Raw genomic sequence first — 13,172 nt, forward strand, 5'->3', positions numbered from 1 at the left:
TGTCGCAGCGACGAATCCGGGCTCGCCATCAGGGCGAGGGCAAGGCGCGAGGCCGAAGACAGTGCCATGGGCACGGCGAGGCCGAAGCAACGCCGCCATCGCCCTGATGGCGAGTCCGGATCAGTAGTCCAGGTCCCAGTCGACCGGGATGACGCGCGCGGCCTTGTCGACATCGCCGACAAACGCGTTCACGAACGGGATCAGGATTTCCTCGTCCGGCTTGACCGGCGCGGTCTTGCCGGCGGGCAGGATGCGCAGCACGCAGTGCGGGCCGGTGTCGATCAGGTCGATCACCTCGCCCAGCGTCTGGCCGTCCTTGTTGACGACGCTCATGCCGATGAGGTCGATCCAGTAGAACTCGTCCTCGGCGGTATCCGGGAACACGCTGCGCGAGACGAAGATGCGGGCGCCCTTGAGCGCCTCCGCACCGTTGCGGTCGGCCAGGCCTTCGACCTGGGCGACGATGCCGTCCGCGTGGTCGCGGACGGACAGAACCTTGAGCACGGGGGGCACGACATGCGGCTTGCCCGGCAATGCCTTCTCGCTCGGTTTCATGAACCAGCGGCGAGCGGCGAAGAGCGCCTGGGCATCCGGGGAATGGCTGAGGATCTTCAGCCAGCCCTTGATGCCCCAGGCGTCCAGCACGCGCCCGACCTCGATGGCGTCCTCCGGGAAAGCCGGGGAACTCTCGACGACGTCGTCAGGCGCTTGCTTCATCGACTGCGATCCGGAGGATTAGGCAGCGACGGCGGCGGCCGGAGCGGCAGCCGACTTCTTGGCCACGTCGACCAGACGGGCGACGGCCGGCGACAGCTGGGCGCCGGTGCCGACCCAGTAGGCCACGCGGTCTTGCGCGACGCGCAGGCCTTCGGCATTGCCGGTGGCCACGGGGTTGTAGAAACCGACGCGCTCGATGAAGCGGCCGTCACGGCGGTTGCGGCTGTCCGTCACGACGAGGTTGTAGAACGGACGCTTCTTGGAGCCACCGCGGGAGAGTCGAATAACGACCATGATCTATCCTTCAGGTTTTGAGCGTTCCACCGCACCAGGGAGACACACAGGGGCAAGCAGAGATTGGATCGACTCTTCGTCGGGTACGCGTGCGTCGCGCATCGATTCCCAACGGCAGGTCGACAGCTGGCTCCGTAGATACGCCCCCGGTCCGTCCTTCGCCCGCATGCTCCGTTTCAGGGAGCTTCGAAGCGTGACAGCCACACCCAGGGGCCAGCGCCAAAACCAAGCATTATAAACTCGCGTTTGACGCTTTGTCCTCCTCCCCCAATGACGACGACCACCAGCAGTTCCTCCCCCCTCCTGATCCGCCCCAGCCTGGAGGGTGACATCGCCGCCATCCAGCAGATCTACGAGCACGCGGTGCTGCACGGCACCGGCACCTTCGAGACCGACGTGCCCGACCGCGCCGAGATGGGCCGTCGCCGCACCGAGGTGCTCAGCCGCAGCCTGCCTTACCTGATCGCCGAGCGCGACGGGCAGGTGCTGGGCTTCGCCTACGCCAACTACTTCCGTCCGCGCCTGGCCTACCGCTACTTCGTCGAGGACTCGATCTACCTCTCGCCCCAGGCCCAGGGCCAGGGCGTCGGCCGCCTGCTGCTGGCCGAACTGATCGCCCGCTGCGAAGCCGCCGGTGCGCGCCAGATGATCGCGGTGATCGGCGACTCGCAGAACCTCGGTTCGATCGGCGTGCACCGCAGCCACGGCTTCGAGGACGTCGGCGTCATGAAGTCCGCCGGCTGGAAATTCGGCAAGTGGCTCGATGTCGTGCTGATGCAACGCCAACTGGGCCAGGGCGACACCAGTTCGCCCACCGGAGCGACGCCGGCGACCGCAGCGACCGCCTCCGCGACCGCTTCGCCGGCTGCCCCCTCCGCGCCCGCCGAGACCCCGGCCGCATGAGCGCCGTCGCCCCTGACGCCGGCGGCGCGGCGGACCTCAAGTCCAAGACCGTCGCCACCTGGCTGAGCTTCGCGCTCGGCAGCCTCGGGGCGCATCGTTTCTATCTGCACGGGTTCAGCGACAAGCTGGCCTGGCTGCACCCGCTGCCCACGCTCCTCGGCTTGTACGGGGTGCATCGCATGGACACGCTGGGCCAGGACGACGTCACCGCCTGGTTCCTGATCCCGCTGCTCGGATTGATGATCGCCCAGAGCATGCTGGCGGGCATCGTCTACGGCCTGATGCCCGACGAACGCTGGGCCGACCGCTTCAACCGCGGGGTGCTCCGCAAGACCGGCTGGTTGCCGATCCTGGGCGTCATTGCATGCCTGATGGTCGGCGGCGCCTGCCTGATGGCCACGATCGCCTTCTCGGCGCAGCGCTACTTCGAATCGCAGGTGGAAGCCGCCCGCGAGATCAGCCAGTAGCGCGCCGCACTCAGAACAGCGTGAAGCTGATCCAGTAGAACAACCCGGCGATGAACGCCGAGGCTGGGATCGTGAAGATCCAGGCCCAGACGATGTTCCCTGCCACGCCCCAGCGGACCGACGACGCGCGCTGCGTCGAGCCCACGCCGACGATGGCGCCGGTGATCGTGTGCGTCGTGGACACGGGGATGCCGAGCGCTGTCGCCAGGAACAGCGTGATCGCGCCGCCGGTTTCGGCGCAGAAGCCGCCGACCGGTTTGAGCTTGGTGATTTTCTGCCCCATCGTGCGGACGATGCGCCAGCCGCCGAACATGGTGCCCATGCCGATGGCGAGATAGCAGACGACGATGACCCAGGTCGGCGGCGAATGTTCGCCGGCGCCTGCGTAGCCCGAGGCGATCAGCAGCATCCAGATCAGGCCGATGGTCTTCTGCGCGTCATTGCCGCCGTGACCCAGGCTGTACAGCCCGGCCGAGACCAGCTGCAGCCGCCGGAACCAGTTGTCCACGCGCAGCGGCGAGCTGCGTCTGAACAGCCAGGCCACCGCCACCATCAGCAGCGATCCCAGCAGGAAGCCCAGCAGCGGCGAGACGAAGATGAACAGCACCGTCTTGCCGATGCCGCTCATGATCAGGCCCTTGGTACCTGCCTTGGCGATCGCCGCGCCGACCAGGCCGCCGATCAGCGCATGCGAAGAGCTGGACGGGATGCCGTAGAACCAGGTGATCACGTTCCACGCGATCGCGCCGATCAGCGCACCGAAGATCACGTGGTGATCGACGATGTTGGCGTCGATCGATCCCTTGCCGATCGTGGCCGCCACCTTCAGCTCGAAGAACAGCACCGCGATCACGTTGAAGAAGGCCGCGAACAGCACGGCCTGCTGCGGCTTGAGGACGCCGGTCGACACCACCGTCGCGATCGAGTTGGCCGCGTCGTGGAAGCCGTTCATGAAGTCGAAGGCGACGGCCAGCACCACCAGCATGGCCACGACCCAGAAGGCCACGTGCATCGTTCCCATGGGAGACGCTCCGCGACCGGATCAGGAATTCTCGAGGACGATGCCCTCGATGAGGTTGGCGACGTCCTCGCAGCGGTCGGAGATGGACTCCAGCTGCTCGTAGATCGCCTTGAGCTTGATCAGCTCGCGCACGTCCTCCTGCTCGCGGAACAGCTTGGACATCGCGGCGCGCATCACGCGGTCGGCGTCGGACTCGAGCTTGTCGATCTCCTCGCAGGCCTTGATGGCGGCTTCGGCGGTCTTGGGCTCGCTCAGCTTGGGCAGCAGCGTGACGGCGTGCTTGACGCGCTCGCAGCACTTCGCCGACAGCTCGCCCAGACGCAGCACCTCGTCGGGGATGGAGCGCACGTCGTACAGCTGCATGGTCTCGCTGGAGTCCTGCAGCAGGTCCAGGATGTCGTCCATCGCGTTGATCAGGCCGTGGATCTGCTCGCGGTCGATCGGCGTGATGAAGGTGCGGTGCAGCAGCCGGTTCACCTCGGCGGTGACGCGGTCGGCGTGGTGCTCGGCCCGGTCGACCTCGGCCGCGTACTTCTCGCGCAGCGTGAGGTCGTTGTAGTTCTGGATCATGAGCATGAAGGCGCGCGCGCCTTCCACGATCTGCGTGCCGTGCTCATTGAAGAGTTCGAAGAAATTGCCCTCTCGGGGCAGCAGCTTGCCGAAAAACATGGGGGAGGCTCCGCGCCGTGCGATCCGCGCCGGATCGCCATCGTTCGGCGCCGGATCGTCACAATTGATTCATTTCCGTGTCACGGAAAACCCGCGAGTGTAGCCGCCCATGGCTCGTTCGAGCCATTTCGACCGCTTTCCCGATCTCAGCTACGAAAGATAAAGTAGACCGCACCCATCAGGCAGAGGCCGGCCCAGATGAAGTCGGTCTTGAACGGCTGGTTCATGAACAGCATCGAGAACGGGACGAACACACCCAGCGTGATCACCTCCTGCGTGATCTTCAGCTGAGCGAGCGTGAACCCGCCGTCGTAACCGATGCGGTTGGCCGGGACCTGCAGCAGGTACTCGAACAGCGCGATGCCCCAGCTGATCAGCGCGGCGACGTACCACGGCTTGGACGCCAGCTCCTTCAGATGGCCGTACCAGGCGAAGGTCATGAAGACATTGGACAGCGTCAGCAGGGCGACCATCTGCCAGCCGGCGGCGGTTGCGAACATGAGTCGGACTCCCGGAAGAGGTTGAAGGGGGTGGGCGGGTCGTCAGGGCAGACGCAGCGGCGCGTTCTCGCGCTCGACGACCTGGTCGGCGACCGATGGCAAATGGCTTGCCAGTGCCGCCAGTCCTGGTGCTTCCAGCGTCGGGGCCAGCTCCAGCAGCGGGCGCAGCACGAAGGCGCGCTGATGCAGGCGCGGATGCGGAACGATCAGCCGGTCCAGGGCGATGGTCTGGTCGCCGTAGAGCAGCAGGTCGAGGTCGAGCGTCCGCGGCGCGTTGACGAACGGCCGTTCGCGACCGTGACGCAGCTCGATGGCCTGCAACGCCGCCAGCAGGCTCAGCGGCGGCAGCGTCGTGGTCACGCGGGCGACCGCGTTCAGGTAATCGGGGCCCTCGCAGCCGACCGGCGCACTGCGCCAGGCGGAGGAGACAGCCTCCAGGACCACGTCCGTCACGTCGGCGAGGTCGGCCAGCGCCGCTTCCAGCGTGCGCCGAAGGTCGCCGAGGTTGGCGCCCAGGCCGACATAGGCCGTGATCATTCGTCGAGCCTGCCGCGTCGAGTGTGTCGCGTCGAGGTTTACTCGTCGCCGGACGAACCGGTCTCCGTCGACGCACCCGTGCCGCCGGCAGCACCCGCGGCCTTCGGCTTGCGACGACGACGGCGCTTCTTCGCGGGATGGCCCACGCCGCCCTCGCCTTCCATGACGTCCACCGCGTCGGCATCGATCGGCAGCACGGCCGCCGATTCGCCGCTGACCGGCATCGTCGACGGCGTGCTCACGGCGCCGCGCGGCACCGAGTGCACGCGTCCGCCGCCCGCCTTGGGCTTGCTGCGCGGGCCGCCCTGGCGCTGCGTCTCGCGCGCCAGGTCCAGCAGCGCGCGGCGCTCGTCCTCGGTGCCCAGCGCGAAGTCTTCCCACCAGTCGGCCAGGGCCGGATCGATCTCGCCCGCCTCGGCGCGCAGCGCCAGGAAGTCGAAGCCGGCGCGATAGCGCGGCTGCTCGATCAGGCGGTGCGGACCGCTGCCGGTCCGGCGCTCGAAGCGCGGCTGCATCATCCAGATCTCGCGCATGTCCGCCGCGAGCTTGCCGCGGCCGGAGATGTCGCCCACGCGCGCATCGAAGACCAGGTCGATCGCCTGCTGCAGGGCCGCCACCGCGCCCTCGCCGCCGTCGATCAGGCGCGTCCAGCGCTGCTGGACCTCGCCCCACAGCATGCAGGCGAGCATGAAGCTCGGCGCGACCGAGCGGCCCTCTTCGACCCGCTTGTCGGTGTCTTCCAGCGCCAGGCGGACGAACTTGCCGTGCACGTTGTCCGGCAGCGCGCCGTCCTTGTCGAGTACCGCGTCCAGGATCGGGAACACGCCGCGCGCCAGGCCCTGCTTGCGCAGCTCGTCGATGCTGGCCAGCGCATGGCCGGTCTGCAGCAGCTTGATCATCTCGTCGAACATGCGCGACAGCGGCACGTTGGCCAGCAGCGGCGCCATCGCGGCGATGGGCGCGCGCGTCTTGGGCTCGATGGTGAAGCCCAGCTTCGCGGCGAAGCGCACGGCGCGCAGGATGCGGACCGGGTCCTCGCGGTAGCGGCTCTCGGGGTCGCCGATCATCCGCAGCACCTTCTTGCGCGCGTCGGCCAGACCGCCGTGGTAGTCGACCACCAGCTCGCGTTCCGGGTTGTAGTACATCGCGTTGACGGTGAAGTCGCGTCGCGCGGCGTCCTCGATCTGCGGGCCCCAGACGTTGTCGCGCAGCACGCGGCCGGACGCGTCGACGACGTGCGACTTGCCCTCCAGCGCGCCCTTGGACGTCTTCTCGTTGCCCTGCACCTGCTCGGCGTCGTCTTCCTTGAGCAGCGCGCGGAAGGTCGAGACCTCGATCACCTCGTGCTCGCGGCCGCGGCCGTAGACCACGTGGACGATGCGGAAGCGCCGGCCGATGATGAAGGCGCGGCGGAACTGGTTCTTGACCTGTTCCGGCGTGGCGTCGGTGGCGACGTCGAAGTCCTTGGGCCGGCGGCCCAGCAGCAGGTCGCGCACGGCGCCGCCGACGATGAAGGCCTCGTAGCCCGCATCCGTCAGCCCCTTGACGACCTTGACGCCGCGCTCATCGAGCAGGGCCGGGTCGATGCGGTGTTCCTCCGCGGTGACTTCCACGCGCTTGCCCAGCGGCGTGGCGGTACTTTCGGGCTTGCCCAACAACTTGTTGATGAATTTCTTGATCATTCGAACAGCTTCAGTATCGGCCAGCCGCGCTCGCGCGCCAGCGCCTCGAGGGCCGAGGTGGGGTTGGTCGCCACCGGATGGCTGACCCGCTCCAGCAGCGGCAGGTCATTCATCGAGTCGCTGTAGAAATGCACGCGCTCGAAATCCTCCCAGCGGCGCCCCTGCGCCGCCAGCCATGCGTTCACGCGCACGATCTTGCCCGCCTGGAAGGACGGGGTCCCGTGCACGCGCCCGGTGAACGACCCGGTCGCGTCGCGCTCCAGCTGCACGGCGATCAGGTGATCGACGCCGAAGGCCTTGGCGATCGGCGCGGTCACGAATTCGTTGGTCGCCGTCACCACGACCACCAGATCCCCGGCGTCCAGGTGGCGCTGCACGAGTGCGCGCGCATTGTCGCGCAACATCGGCGCGACGATCCGGGCCATGAATTCGGCGCGGGCCGCCTCGGCCTCGGCCAGCGGCCGGGCGCGCCAGACGGAGGTGGCGAAGTCGACGTACTCGTCCAGGTCGAGGTCGCCGCGCTGGTAGTCGGCGTAGAACTCGTCGTTGCGGGCGGCCCAGGCGGCGCCGTCGGCCCAGCCGATCTCCACCATGTAGCCGCCGAAGGCGTGGTCCGAGTCCTGCGGGATCAGCGTGCCGTCGAGGTCGAACAGGGTCAGGTCCACGGGTCTTGTCCTTGAAAAACCTTGAAAACGTTGCAACCGGCGGCGTCGCCCCTCAGGCGATCGCCCCCTGGTCGGCGAGCATCTGGCGCAGCAGCGGCACGGTCACCGCCCGCTTGCTGGCCATCGAGAATTCGTCCAGCCCGTCCAGCAGCGTCATCAGGTGCTTGAGGTCGCGGGCGTAGCGGGTGAGCAGGTAGTCGATGACCTCGTCGGTCAGCGCGATGCCGCGGCGGTCGGCCTCGCGGCGCAGCACGGCGCGCACCTCGGACTCGGACAGCGGCTGCAGCGCGAAGGTCGGGCCCCAGCCCAGCCGCGTGCGCAGGTCCTCGCGCAGGTCCAGGTCCACCGGCGGCGCGGTGCCGGTCGAGACGACCGCCAGTCCGAGCGTCGCCGCCTCGACGAAGAGCGCGAAGGCCGCATGCTGCTGGCCCGGATCGAAGCGCTGGGCGTCGTCGAGCAGCAGCAGGCTCGGATGGGTGGGCAGCTCCCACGGGAGGGGGGTGTCGGCGTCGTACCAGCCGACCTGCGCGCCGGCCTGCTGCCAGTGCCGCGCCAGCGCGCGCATCAGGTGCGTCTTGCCGCTGCCGGGCGGCCCCCACAGGAACACCGGCGGCGAGCCCGTTCCCAGCCCCAGCACATGCGTGAGGGCCGCGGTATTGGCACCGGTGAGGAGCGTGTCAAAGGTGTAGTCGGGCTCGGGACCGAGCGACAGCGGGATCTGCTTCAAACCACTTCAGCGTTGGATGGCGGGGCGACGTCGGCCAGGGGAAGGCCGCACCCTCGGAAAGAGGGGGATTCTAAGCGTCGCCCGAGGCGCCCTCCCCCGCTCGTTCCCTCAATGGAGGGTGGCCGGTCCGCCGCCGGCGTCGCGCAGCTGCTGCAGGCACTGCTCCAGGTCGGCGCGCTCGACGCGGTCGTCGGGCAGCAGGGCCACCAGCTTGCGCTGCACGGCCAGCAGCCGGGGCAGGTCCGCCTGGTCCATGTGGATCTGCTTCAGGTTGCGCAGCATGCGGGCCAGGATCTGCCGGGGCGGCGCCGTCCCCAGGAAGGTGTCCAGCGACATCGGCTCCTGCGGCATCAGGCCGGCGCGCTCGCGCCAGGGGCTGAGGAATTTGTCGAGCTCGCCGCGCCCCAGCGAGCGGCCGCTGAACGGGTCCAGCACGACCTCGCCCTGCGGCAGGCTCAGCTTCATCAGGAAGTGGCCGGGGAAGCTGACGCCCTTGACCCGCAGCCCGACGTGCGACGCCAGCTCCATGTAGATGATGGCCAGCGAGATCGGGATGCCGCGGCGCGTGGCGAGCACCTGGTGCAGGTAGCTGTTGCCGACGGCGTAGTAGTCGTTGACGTTGCCGGCGAAGCCGAGCTCGCCGTGGAAGTACTGGTTGAGCATGCGCAGCCGGTGGCTGGGCGGCGCGTCGGCGGGCAGGCGGTGGCGCAGCCGCTCGCCGAGCCGGTCCAGTTCGGCCATTACCTGCTGCACGTCCAGCCGGGGCACGTCGTCCAGCGCGATCGCGGCGGCGGCTTCGGCCAGGTTCAGCGTGTCGTCGTCGGCAACCAGCGTCGAGAAATAGTCCAGCGCCGACGGCACCGTCCACTGCAAGGGCGAACTCATGCGTCGAAGTCTACGCCCGCCGCCGCCGCTCCAGCGGGAGCCCGGCGCCCCTGATTTCAGGCCCGGCGGGCGAACTGGCGCAGCTTCACGCCCAGCAGCAGCAGCACGCCGAAATACAGCAGCGCGGAAGCGCCCAGGCTCAGCGCCATCCAGCCGGCGCGCGCCAGCTCGAACTGGAAGCCCTTGCCGCCGACCCAGCCGAAGTACCCGGCCAGCCACCACTGCAGCGCGCCCATGGCGGCGCTGGCGATCACCACGCGCAGCAGGAACAGCATCCAGCCGGCCTCCGGCGTGTAGGTGCCCAGCTTGCGCAGTCCGCGCAGCAGCAGCAGCGCGTTGACGACGGCGCCCAGGCCGATGGACAGCGACAGGCCGGCCACGCCGATCTTGAAGCCGAACACGAAGATCGCGTTGAACACCTGCGTCAGGATCAGGACGCCGACGGCGATGCGCACCGGCGTGCGCATGTCCTGGCGCGCGTAGAAGCCGGGGGCCAGCACCTTGATCGACACCAGGCCCATCAGGCCCAGGCCGTAGCCCATCACGGCCTGGGCGGTGTGGGCGACGTCGGCCGCCTGGAAGGCGCCGCGCTGGTAGAGCACGGCCACCAGCGGCTCGGCGAAGACCAGCAGTGCGACCGCGCAGGGCAGCGCCAGCAGCAGGGTCAGGCGCAGGCCCCAGTCGAGCAGGCCCGAGTATTTCTGCGTCTCGCCCTTGGCCGTGCTGGCCGCCAGTTGCGGCGTGAGCACCACGCCCAGCGCGACGCCGAGCAGCGCGATCGGGAATTCCATCAGCCGGTCCGCGTAGGTCAGCCAGGAGGCGGCACCCTCGCCCACCGCGATGGCGATCTGCGTGTTGATCAGCAGCGAAAGCTGCGCCACGCCCACGCCCAGCAGCGCCGGACCCATCTTGCGCAAGACCTGGCGCACGCCCTCGTCGCCGGCGGCGCGGCGCAGGCCGGAGAAGTTCAGCGAGAAGCGCGGCATCAGGCCGATGCGCCGCAGCGCCGGCACCTGCACGGCCAGCTGCAGGATGCCGCCGACCATGACGCCCAGCGCCAGCGAGTAGATCGGCTCGTAGCCGTGCGCCGCCAGCACCGGCGTCAGCCCGTAGCCGCAGGCCAGCGACGCGAGGTTCAGCAGCACCGGCGTCACCGCCGGCACGATGAAGCGCTTCCAGGTGTTCAGGATGCCGGCCGACAGCGCCACCAGCGACATGAAGCCGATGTACGGGAACATCCAGCGCGTCATCACGACCGCGGCCTCGTGCGCATCCTTGGACAGCCCCGCGCCCAGCGCCCAGACCAGCACCGGCGCGCCGATCACACCGATCACGCAGGTCGCCGCCAGCGCCCACAGCAGCACGGTCGCGACGGCGTCGATCAGGTGGCGGGTGGCCTCGTCGCCGTCCTTGGCGCGCGCGGCGGCCAGCGAGGGCACGAAGGCCTGCGAGAACGCGCCTTCGGCGAACAGCCGCCGCAGCATGTTGGGGATGCGGAACGCCACGTTGTAGGCGTCGGTCATCGCGTTGGCGCCGAACAGCCCCGCCACCATCTGTTCGCGGACCAGGCCCGTGATGCGGGACAGCAGCGTGAAGACCGAAACGACGGAGGCGGTGCGGAGCAGGTTCATTCAGGCGCGGCGCGGAGGCAGTACGGGAAACGATGCGGGGAACGAGGCGGAACGGCATGGGGACGCCCCCCCGGGGCTGGCGCCCCAGCAAACGACCGCGCATTATGGGTGCCCTGCCGCGAGCGCAATACCTCGGGTTTGGTTTTTCCAATCCTGGCTGCTATACTCGCCGTCTTTGCACCAACTGGACCAATAAGACAATGGCAAGCTCTTCCAAAGCCAAGAAGAAAACCGTGCGTCTGGCCTCGGGCCGCAAGCGCGCACGTCAAGACGTCAAGCTGAACGCCGCCAACTCGGCGCTGCGTTCGAAGTTCCGCACGGTCATCAAGAACGTGCAAAAGGCGATCGTCACGGGTGACAAGGCCAAGGCCGCCGACCTGTTCAAGACCGCCCAGCCCGTGATCGACTCGGTCGCCGACAAGGGCATCTTCCACAAGAACAAGGCTGCTCGCCACAAGAGCCGCCTGTCTTCGAAGATCAAGGCGCTCGCCGCCTGATAGACAGATCCAGCTCTGGTGCAGAGGAAGCCCGCCGCGAGGCGGGCTTTTTCATTGCTGAATCGGCCAGAGCGGCCGGTCAGAGCGGCATCGGCGTCGTGACCTGTCCGACGACCTCGCGCACGTGGAGCCAGTCCACGACATTGCGCGCCACCCAATCCCCATCGTCCAGCGGCAGGTCGTGCCCCGCGTGCCGGTGCAGCCGCAAGGGCGCGCCCCAGGCCCGGCTGATGGCCTGCGAGCAGCGCCAGTCGACCAGCGAGTCCCCCTGGCTGCACAGCAGCAGCATCGGCGGCTGCGGCTTGGCCAGGCTGGCGCGATAACGCGCCGCGGCCAGCAGCTGGCGCAGCGCATTGCGGCGCCGCACCGGATGCTTGCGCTGGATCGAGACCCAGCTGTCGATCACCTGGTCCGGCTGACGCTGCAGACGCGTCGTCATCTGCAGTACCTTGGCCTCGCGCCGGCGCAGGCTCAGCCGCGTCAGGCTCAGCATCAGCAAGGCCCAGTAGTTCGACGGGCGCAGCCGCCGGAAGAAGGCGCTGAACGGCCGCAGGCTGGTGTTGATCAGCACGATGCCGTCGAGCTCGCCCGGATGCCGGGCCGCCCACTCGCTGGCGACCATCGCGCCCAGCGACATCGCCAGCACCTGATACGGCGGGGCGACGCCGCGACGCCGGAGCTCCGCACGGCAGGCCTCCATCATCGCGTCGACATGGGTCGGACTGCTCTGCCGATGCTGATCCCCGTTGCCCGGCAGATCGAGCAGCTCCAGCCGCGCGTCCGGCTGCTGGACACGCAAGGCGCGTATCAGTCGCGTGGGGAAGTCGCCCCAATGGCCGCTCTCGCGCGTCAGTCCGCGCAGCAGCACCCAGGTGTGGCCGCTCATCCGGCGGTCCTCCGATACCAGCGAATCAACGCCTGCTCCCCGTGATCGATTCTTGTGTCCGGCCCCGGCAACCAGCGCAACGCGCCCTGTGTCGCGCGCGTCATGAAGTCCATCCAGGCCATGTGCCGTCGCAATACCCGCTGCTGTCTGTGTTCGATGAGCGGATTGAACATGCCGTGCCGGGAGAGTAGCTGGCGCGGGTTTTTCTTCACCCACAACCATGACCCCATTTCGAGCGTCATCGGCAGGAAGATCCCTCGATCAAGGGAGAGCGACTCATCGTAAAGGTGGTCCCACAGGTCCCCGTGGGTCAGGTAATGCCGGCTCTGCGGCTCCATGACGTAGGGATGCGGGGACAGGCATTGATCGAGCACCTCGCACAGCGCGTGGATCTCGGCGAGGTGGTGCATCGGATGGCGCGTGCGCGCATACGGGAACCAGATGCGGTCGCGCAGGCCGAAGCCGCTGTGGAAGTCGATGGCCATGGAGACCGGACGACCCAGCAGTTCCTCGCGGACGAAACGGCAGAGCGCATCGCTCTCCACCTGGAGCGGTTCGTCGGCCCGTCCGCGGTAGTACGGCAGCAGCCGCGTCAGCCGATGACCGCCGACCAGGAACGGCACGCCGCGGTCCGCGTCCTGCGGCGCGTTGCGCATCAGGTCGATGCCTCGGGGATTTGCCCGCGAGCCCGCCAGCACCCCGCCCGGATTGACGACCGGCAGGAACACGAGCCGCAGCGACTCCAGTTGCTGATGCAGGCTGAGGTCCCATCGCAGCCGCCGCACGAGGCTGGCGAGATAGGCCAGCACGACCTGCGCGCCGATGCGCTCCAGCCCGTGGACGCCGCCGATGAAACCGAGCGCGGGAACGGCAGGGTCGGGATTGCCCAAGGTCAGCCCGATCACCGGCAGCGTGCCGCCGGCCGTCGTCACCGTCGCGAGCTCGCGGGCGTTCAGCATCGATCCGCCTTGATCGATCAGGCGCAGCAGCTGCTGCAGTTCCGGCAGGACGGTGGCGGCCCGAGGACCCGCATCGGCGGTGAAGACGGCCATGTCCAGGAGCCCGGTGGGGAGGTCGCGGCGAACCCGTCA

The 13,172-nt window shown here is 68.5% G+C and carries 16 protein-coding genes; 3 read left to right on the forward strand and 13 right to left on the reverse strand.

Translation table 11 applies throughout. From position 1 onward, the window contains the following. Window positions 1-120 precede the first annotated feature (120 nt). Together rimM and rpsP are read right to left on the reverse strand one after the other, a co-directional pair. A complete protein-coding gene (gene rimM / locus ACQZ13_RS20295; protein WP_421036593.1) occupies window positions 121-717 on the reverse strand; it encodes a ribosome maturation factor RimM in 597 nt (198 codons plus the stop codon). A gap of 18 nt (window positions 718-735) precedes the next feature. Then, the gene (gene rpsP / locus ACQZ13_RS20300) at window positions 736-1,011 is read right to left on the reverse strand and encodes a 30S ribosomal protein S16 (protein ID WP_088405407.1); all 276 of its coding nucleotides are present in this window, start codon (window positions 1,009-1,011) and stop codon (window positions 736-738) included. Window positions 1,012-1,281: 270 nt separating this feature from the next. On the opposite strand from rpsP, the gene ACQZ13_RS20305 reads away from it, so the two are divergent. Together ACQZ13_RS20305 and ACQZ13_RS20310 are read left to right on the forward strand one after the other, a co-directional pair. Next, window positions 1,282-1,914, forward strand: a complete 633-nt coding sequence (locus ACQZ13_RS20305) for a GNAT family N-acetyltransferase (RefSeq protein WP_431047560.1) — start codon at window positions 1,282-1,284, stop codon at window positions 1,912-1,914. Next, complete coding sequence (locus ACQZ13_RS20310) at window positions 1,911-2,381, forward strand: NINE protein (RefSeq protein ID WP_431047562.1); 471 nt, start codon at window positions 1,911-1,913, stop codon at window positions 2,379-2,381. Before ACQZ13_RS20305 ends, ACQZ13_RS20310 begins: the two co-directional genes overlap by 4 nt. 10 nt (window positions 2,382-2,391) lie before the next feature. Here ACQZ13_RS20310 and ACQZ13_RS20315 read toward each other — a convergent pair whose 3' ends face one another. The 9 genes from ACQZ13_RS20315 to murJ form a co-directional block, all read right to left on the reverse strand. After that, a complete protein-coding gene (locus ACQZ13_RS20315; RefSeq protein WP_431047564.1) occupies window positions 2,392-3,402 on the reverse strand; it encodes an inorganic phosphate transporter in 1,011 nt (336 codons plus the stop codon). Window positions 3,403-3,423: 21 nt separating this feature from the next. Further along, window positions 3,424-4,071 (reverse strand): DUF47 domain-containing protein, encoded by a 648-nt coding sequence (locus tag ACQZ13_RS20320; RefSeq protein WP_431047566.1) that lies wholly within the window; start codon window positions 4,069-4,071, stop codon window positions 3,424-3,426. A gap of 146 nt (window positions 4,072-4,217) precedes the next feature. After that, entirely contained in the window at window positions 4,218-4,571 is a 354-nt protein-coding gene (locus ACQZ13_RS20325; protein ID WP_067269881.1) for a DMT family protein, read from the reverse strand. Window positions 4,572-4,613: 42 nt separating this feature from the next. After that, the gene (gene folK, locus ACQZ13_RS20330) at window positions 4,614-5,108 is read right to left on the reverse strand and encodes a 2-amino-4-hydroxy-6-hydroxymethyldihydropteridine diphosphokinase (protein ID WP_431047568.1); all 495 of its coding nucleotides are present in this window, start codon (window positions 5,106-5,108) and stop codon (window positions 4,614-4,616) included. A 38-nt stretch (window positions 5,109-5,146) separates the two neighbouring features. After that, the gene (pcnB, locus tag ACQZ13_RS20335; protein WP_431047570.1) at window positions 5,147-6,790 is read right to left on the reverse strand and encodes a polynucleotide adenylyltransferase PcnB; all 1,644 of its coding nucleotides are present in this window, start codon (window positions 6,788-6,790) and stop codon (window positions 5,147-5,149) included. After that, on the reverse strand, window positions 6,787-7,455 hold the full coding sequence (locus tag ACQZ13_RS20340) for an HAD family hydrolase (RefSeq protein ID WP_431047573.1): 669 nt from the start codon (window positions 7,453-7,455) through the stop codon (window positions 6,787-6,789). The genes pcnB and ACQZ13_RS20340 overlap by 4 nt, the downstream gene beginning before the upstream one ends. A 52-nt stretch (window positions 7,456-7,507) precedes the next feature. After that, a complete protein-coding gene (gene hda, locus ACQZ13_RS20345; protein ID WP_088405400.1) occupies window positions 7,508-8,182 on the reverse strand; it encodes a DnaA regulatory inactivator Hda in 675 nt (224 codons plus the stop codon). A gap of 108 nt (window positions 8,183-8,290) precedes the next feature. After that, window positions 8,291-9,067, reverse strand: coding sequence for a SirB1 family protein (locus ACQZ13_RS20350; protein ID WP_431047575.1), 777 nt, complete (start codon window positions 9,065-9,067; stop codon window positions 8,291-8,293). A 56-nt stretch (window positions 9,068-9,123) separates the two neighbouring features. After that, entirely contained in the window at window positions 9,124-10,698 is a 1,575-nt protein-coding gene (gene murJ / locus ACQZ13_RS20355) for a murein biosynthesis integral membrane protein MurJ (RefSeq protein ID WP_088405398.1), read from the reverse strand. Window positions 10,699-10,898: 200 nt separating this feature from the next. Between murJ and rpsT the strand changes: the two genes are divergently transcribed. Then, window positions 10,899-11,195, forward strand: coding sequence for a 30S ribosomal protein S20 (rpsT, locus tag ACQZ13_RS20360; protein ID WP_067269869.1), 297 nt, complete (start codon window positions 10,899-10,901; stop codon window positions 11,193-11,195). A 79-nt stretch (window positions 11,196-11,274) separates the two neighbouring features. Here rpsT and ACQZ13_RS20365 read toward each other — a convergent pair whose 3' ends face one another. Beyond that, the gene (locus ACQZ13_RS20365; protein ID WP_431047577.1) at window positions 11,275-12,081 is read right to left on the reverse strand and encodes an alpha/beta fold hydrolase; all 807 of its coding nucleotides are present in this window, start codon (window positions 12,079-12,081) and stop codon (window positions 11,275-11,277) included. Further along, window positions 12,078-13,133, reverse strand: a complete 1,056-nt coding sequence (locus ACQZ13_RS20370; protein WP_431047579.1) for a M14 family zinc carboxypeptidase — start codon at window positions 13,131-13,133, stop codon at window positions 12,078-12,080. Before ACQZ13_RS20370 ends, ACQZ13_RS20365 begins: the two co-directional genes overlap by 4 nt. Window positions 13,134-13,172 lie beyond the last annotated feature (39 nt).

The sequence above is a fragment of the Roseateles sp. L2-2 genome, from assembly GCF_050613215.1.
Classification (GTDB): Bacteria; Pseudomonadota; Gammaproteobacteria; order Burkholderiales; family Burkholderiaceae_C; genus Roseateles; species Roseateles noduli.

Bases quoted from the DNA above. Each gene is read 5' to 3' on its own strand.
- rimM (WP_421036593.1), bottom strand. From the start codon at position 717: ATGAAGCAAGCGCCTGACGACGTCGTCGAGAGTTCCCCGGCTTTCCCG.
- rpsP (WP_088405407.1), bottom strand. From the start codon at position 1,011: ATGGTCGTTATTCGACTCTCCCGCGGTGGCTCCAAGAAGCGTCCGTTC.
- ACQZ13_RS20305 (WP_431047560.1), top strand. From the start codon at position 1,282: ATGACGACGACCACCAGCAGTTCCTCCCCCCTCCTGATCCGCCCCAGC.
- ACQZ13_RS20310 (WP_431047562.1), top strand. From the start codon at position 1,911: ATGAGCGCCGTCGCCCCTGACGCCGGCGGCGCGGCGGACCTCAAGTCC.
- ACQZ13_RS20315 (WP_431047564.1), bottom strand. From the start codon at position 3,402: ATGGGAACGATGCACGTGGCCTTCTGGGTCGTGGCCATGCTGGTGGTG.
- ACQZ13_RS20320 (WP_431047566.1), bottom strand. From the start codon at position 4,071: ATGTTTTTCGGCAAGCTGCTGCCCCGAGAGGGCAATTTCTTCGAACTC.
- ACQZ13_RS20325 (WP_067269881.1), bottom strand. From the start codon at position 4,571: ATGTTCGCAACCGCCGCCGGCTGGCAGATGGTCGCCCTGCTGACGCTG.
- folK (WP_431047568.1), bottom strand. From the start codon at position 5,108: ATGATCACGGCCTATGTCGGCCTGGGCGCCAACCTCGGCGACCTTCGG.
- pcnB (WP_431047570.1), bottom strand. From the start codon at position 6,790: ATGATCAAGAAATTCATCAACAAGTTGTTGGGCAAGCCCGAAAGTACC.
- ACQZ13_RS20350 (WP_431047575.1), bottom strand. From the start codon at position 9,067: ATGAGTTCGCCCTTGCAGTGGACGGTGCCGTCGGCGCTGGACTATTTC.
- murJ (WP_088405398.1), bottom strand. From the start codon at position 10,698: ATGAACCTGCTCCGCACCGCCTCCGTCGTTTCGGTCTTCACGCTGCTG.
- rpsT (WP_067269869.1), top strand. From the start codon at position 10,899: ATGGCAAGCTCTTCCAAAGCCAAGAAGAAAACCGTGCGTCTGGCCTCG.
- ACQZ13_RS20365 (WP_431047577.1), bottom strand. From the start codon at position 12,081: ATGAGCGGCCACACCTGGGTGCTGCTGCGCGGACTGACGCGCGAGAGC.
- ACQZ13_RS20370 (WP_431047579.1), bottom strand. From the start codon at position 13,133: ATGGCCGTCTTCACCGCCGATGCGGGTCCTCGGGCCGCCACCGTCCTG.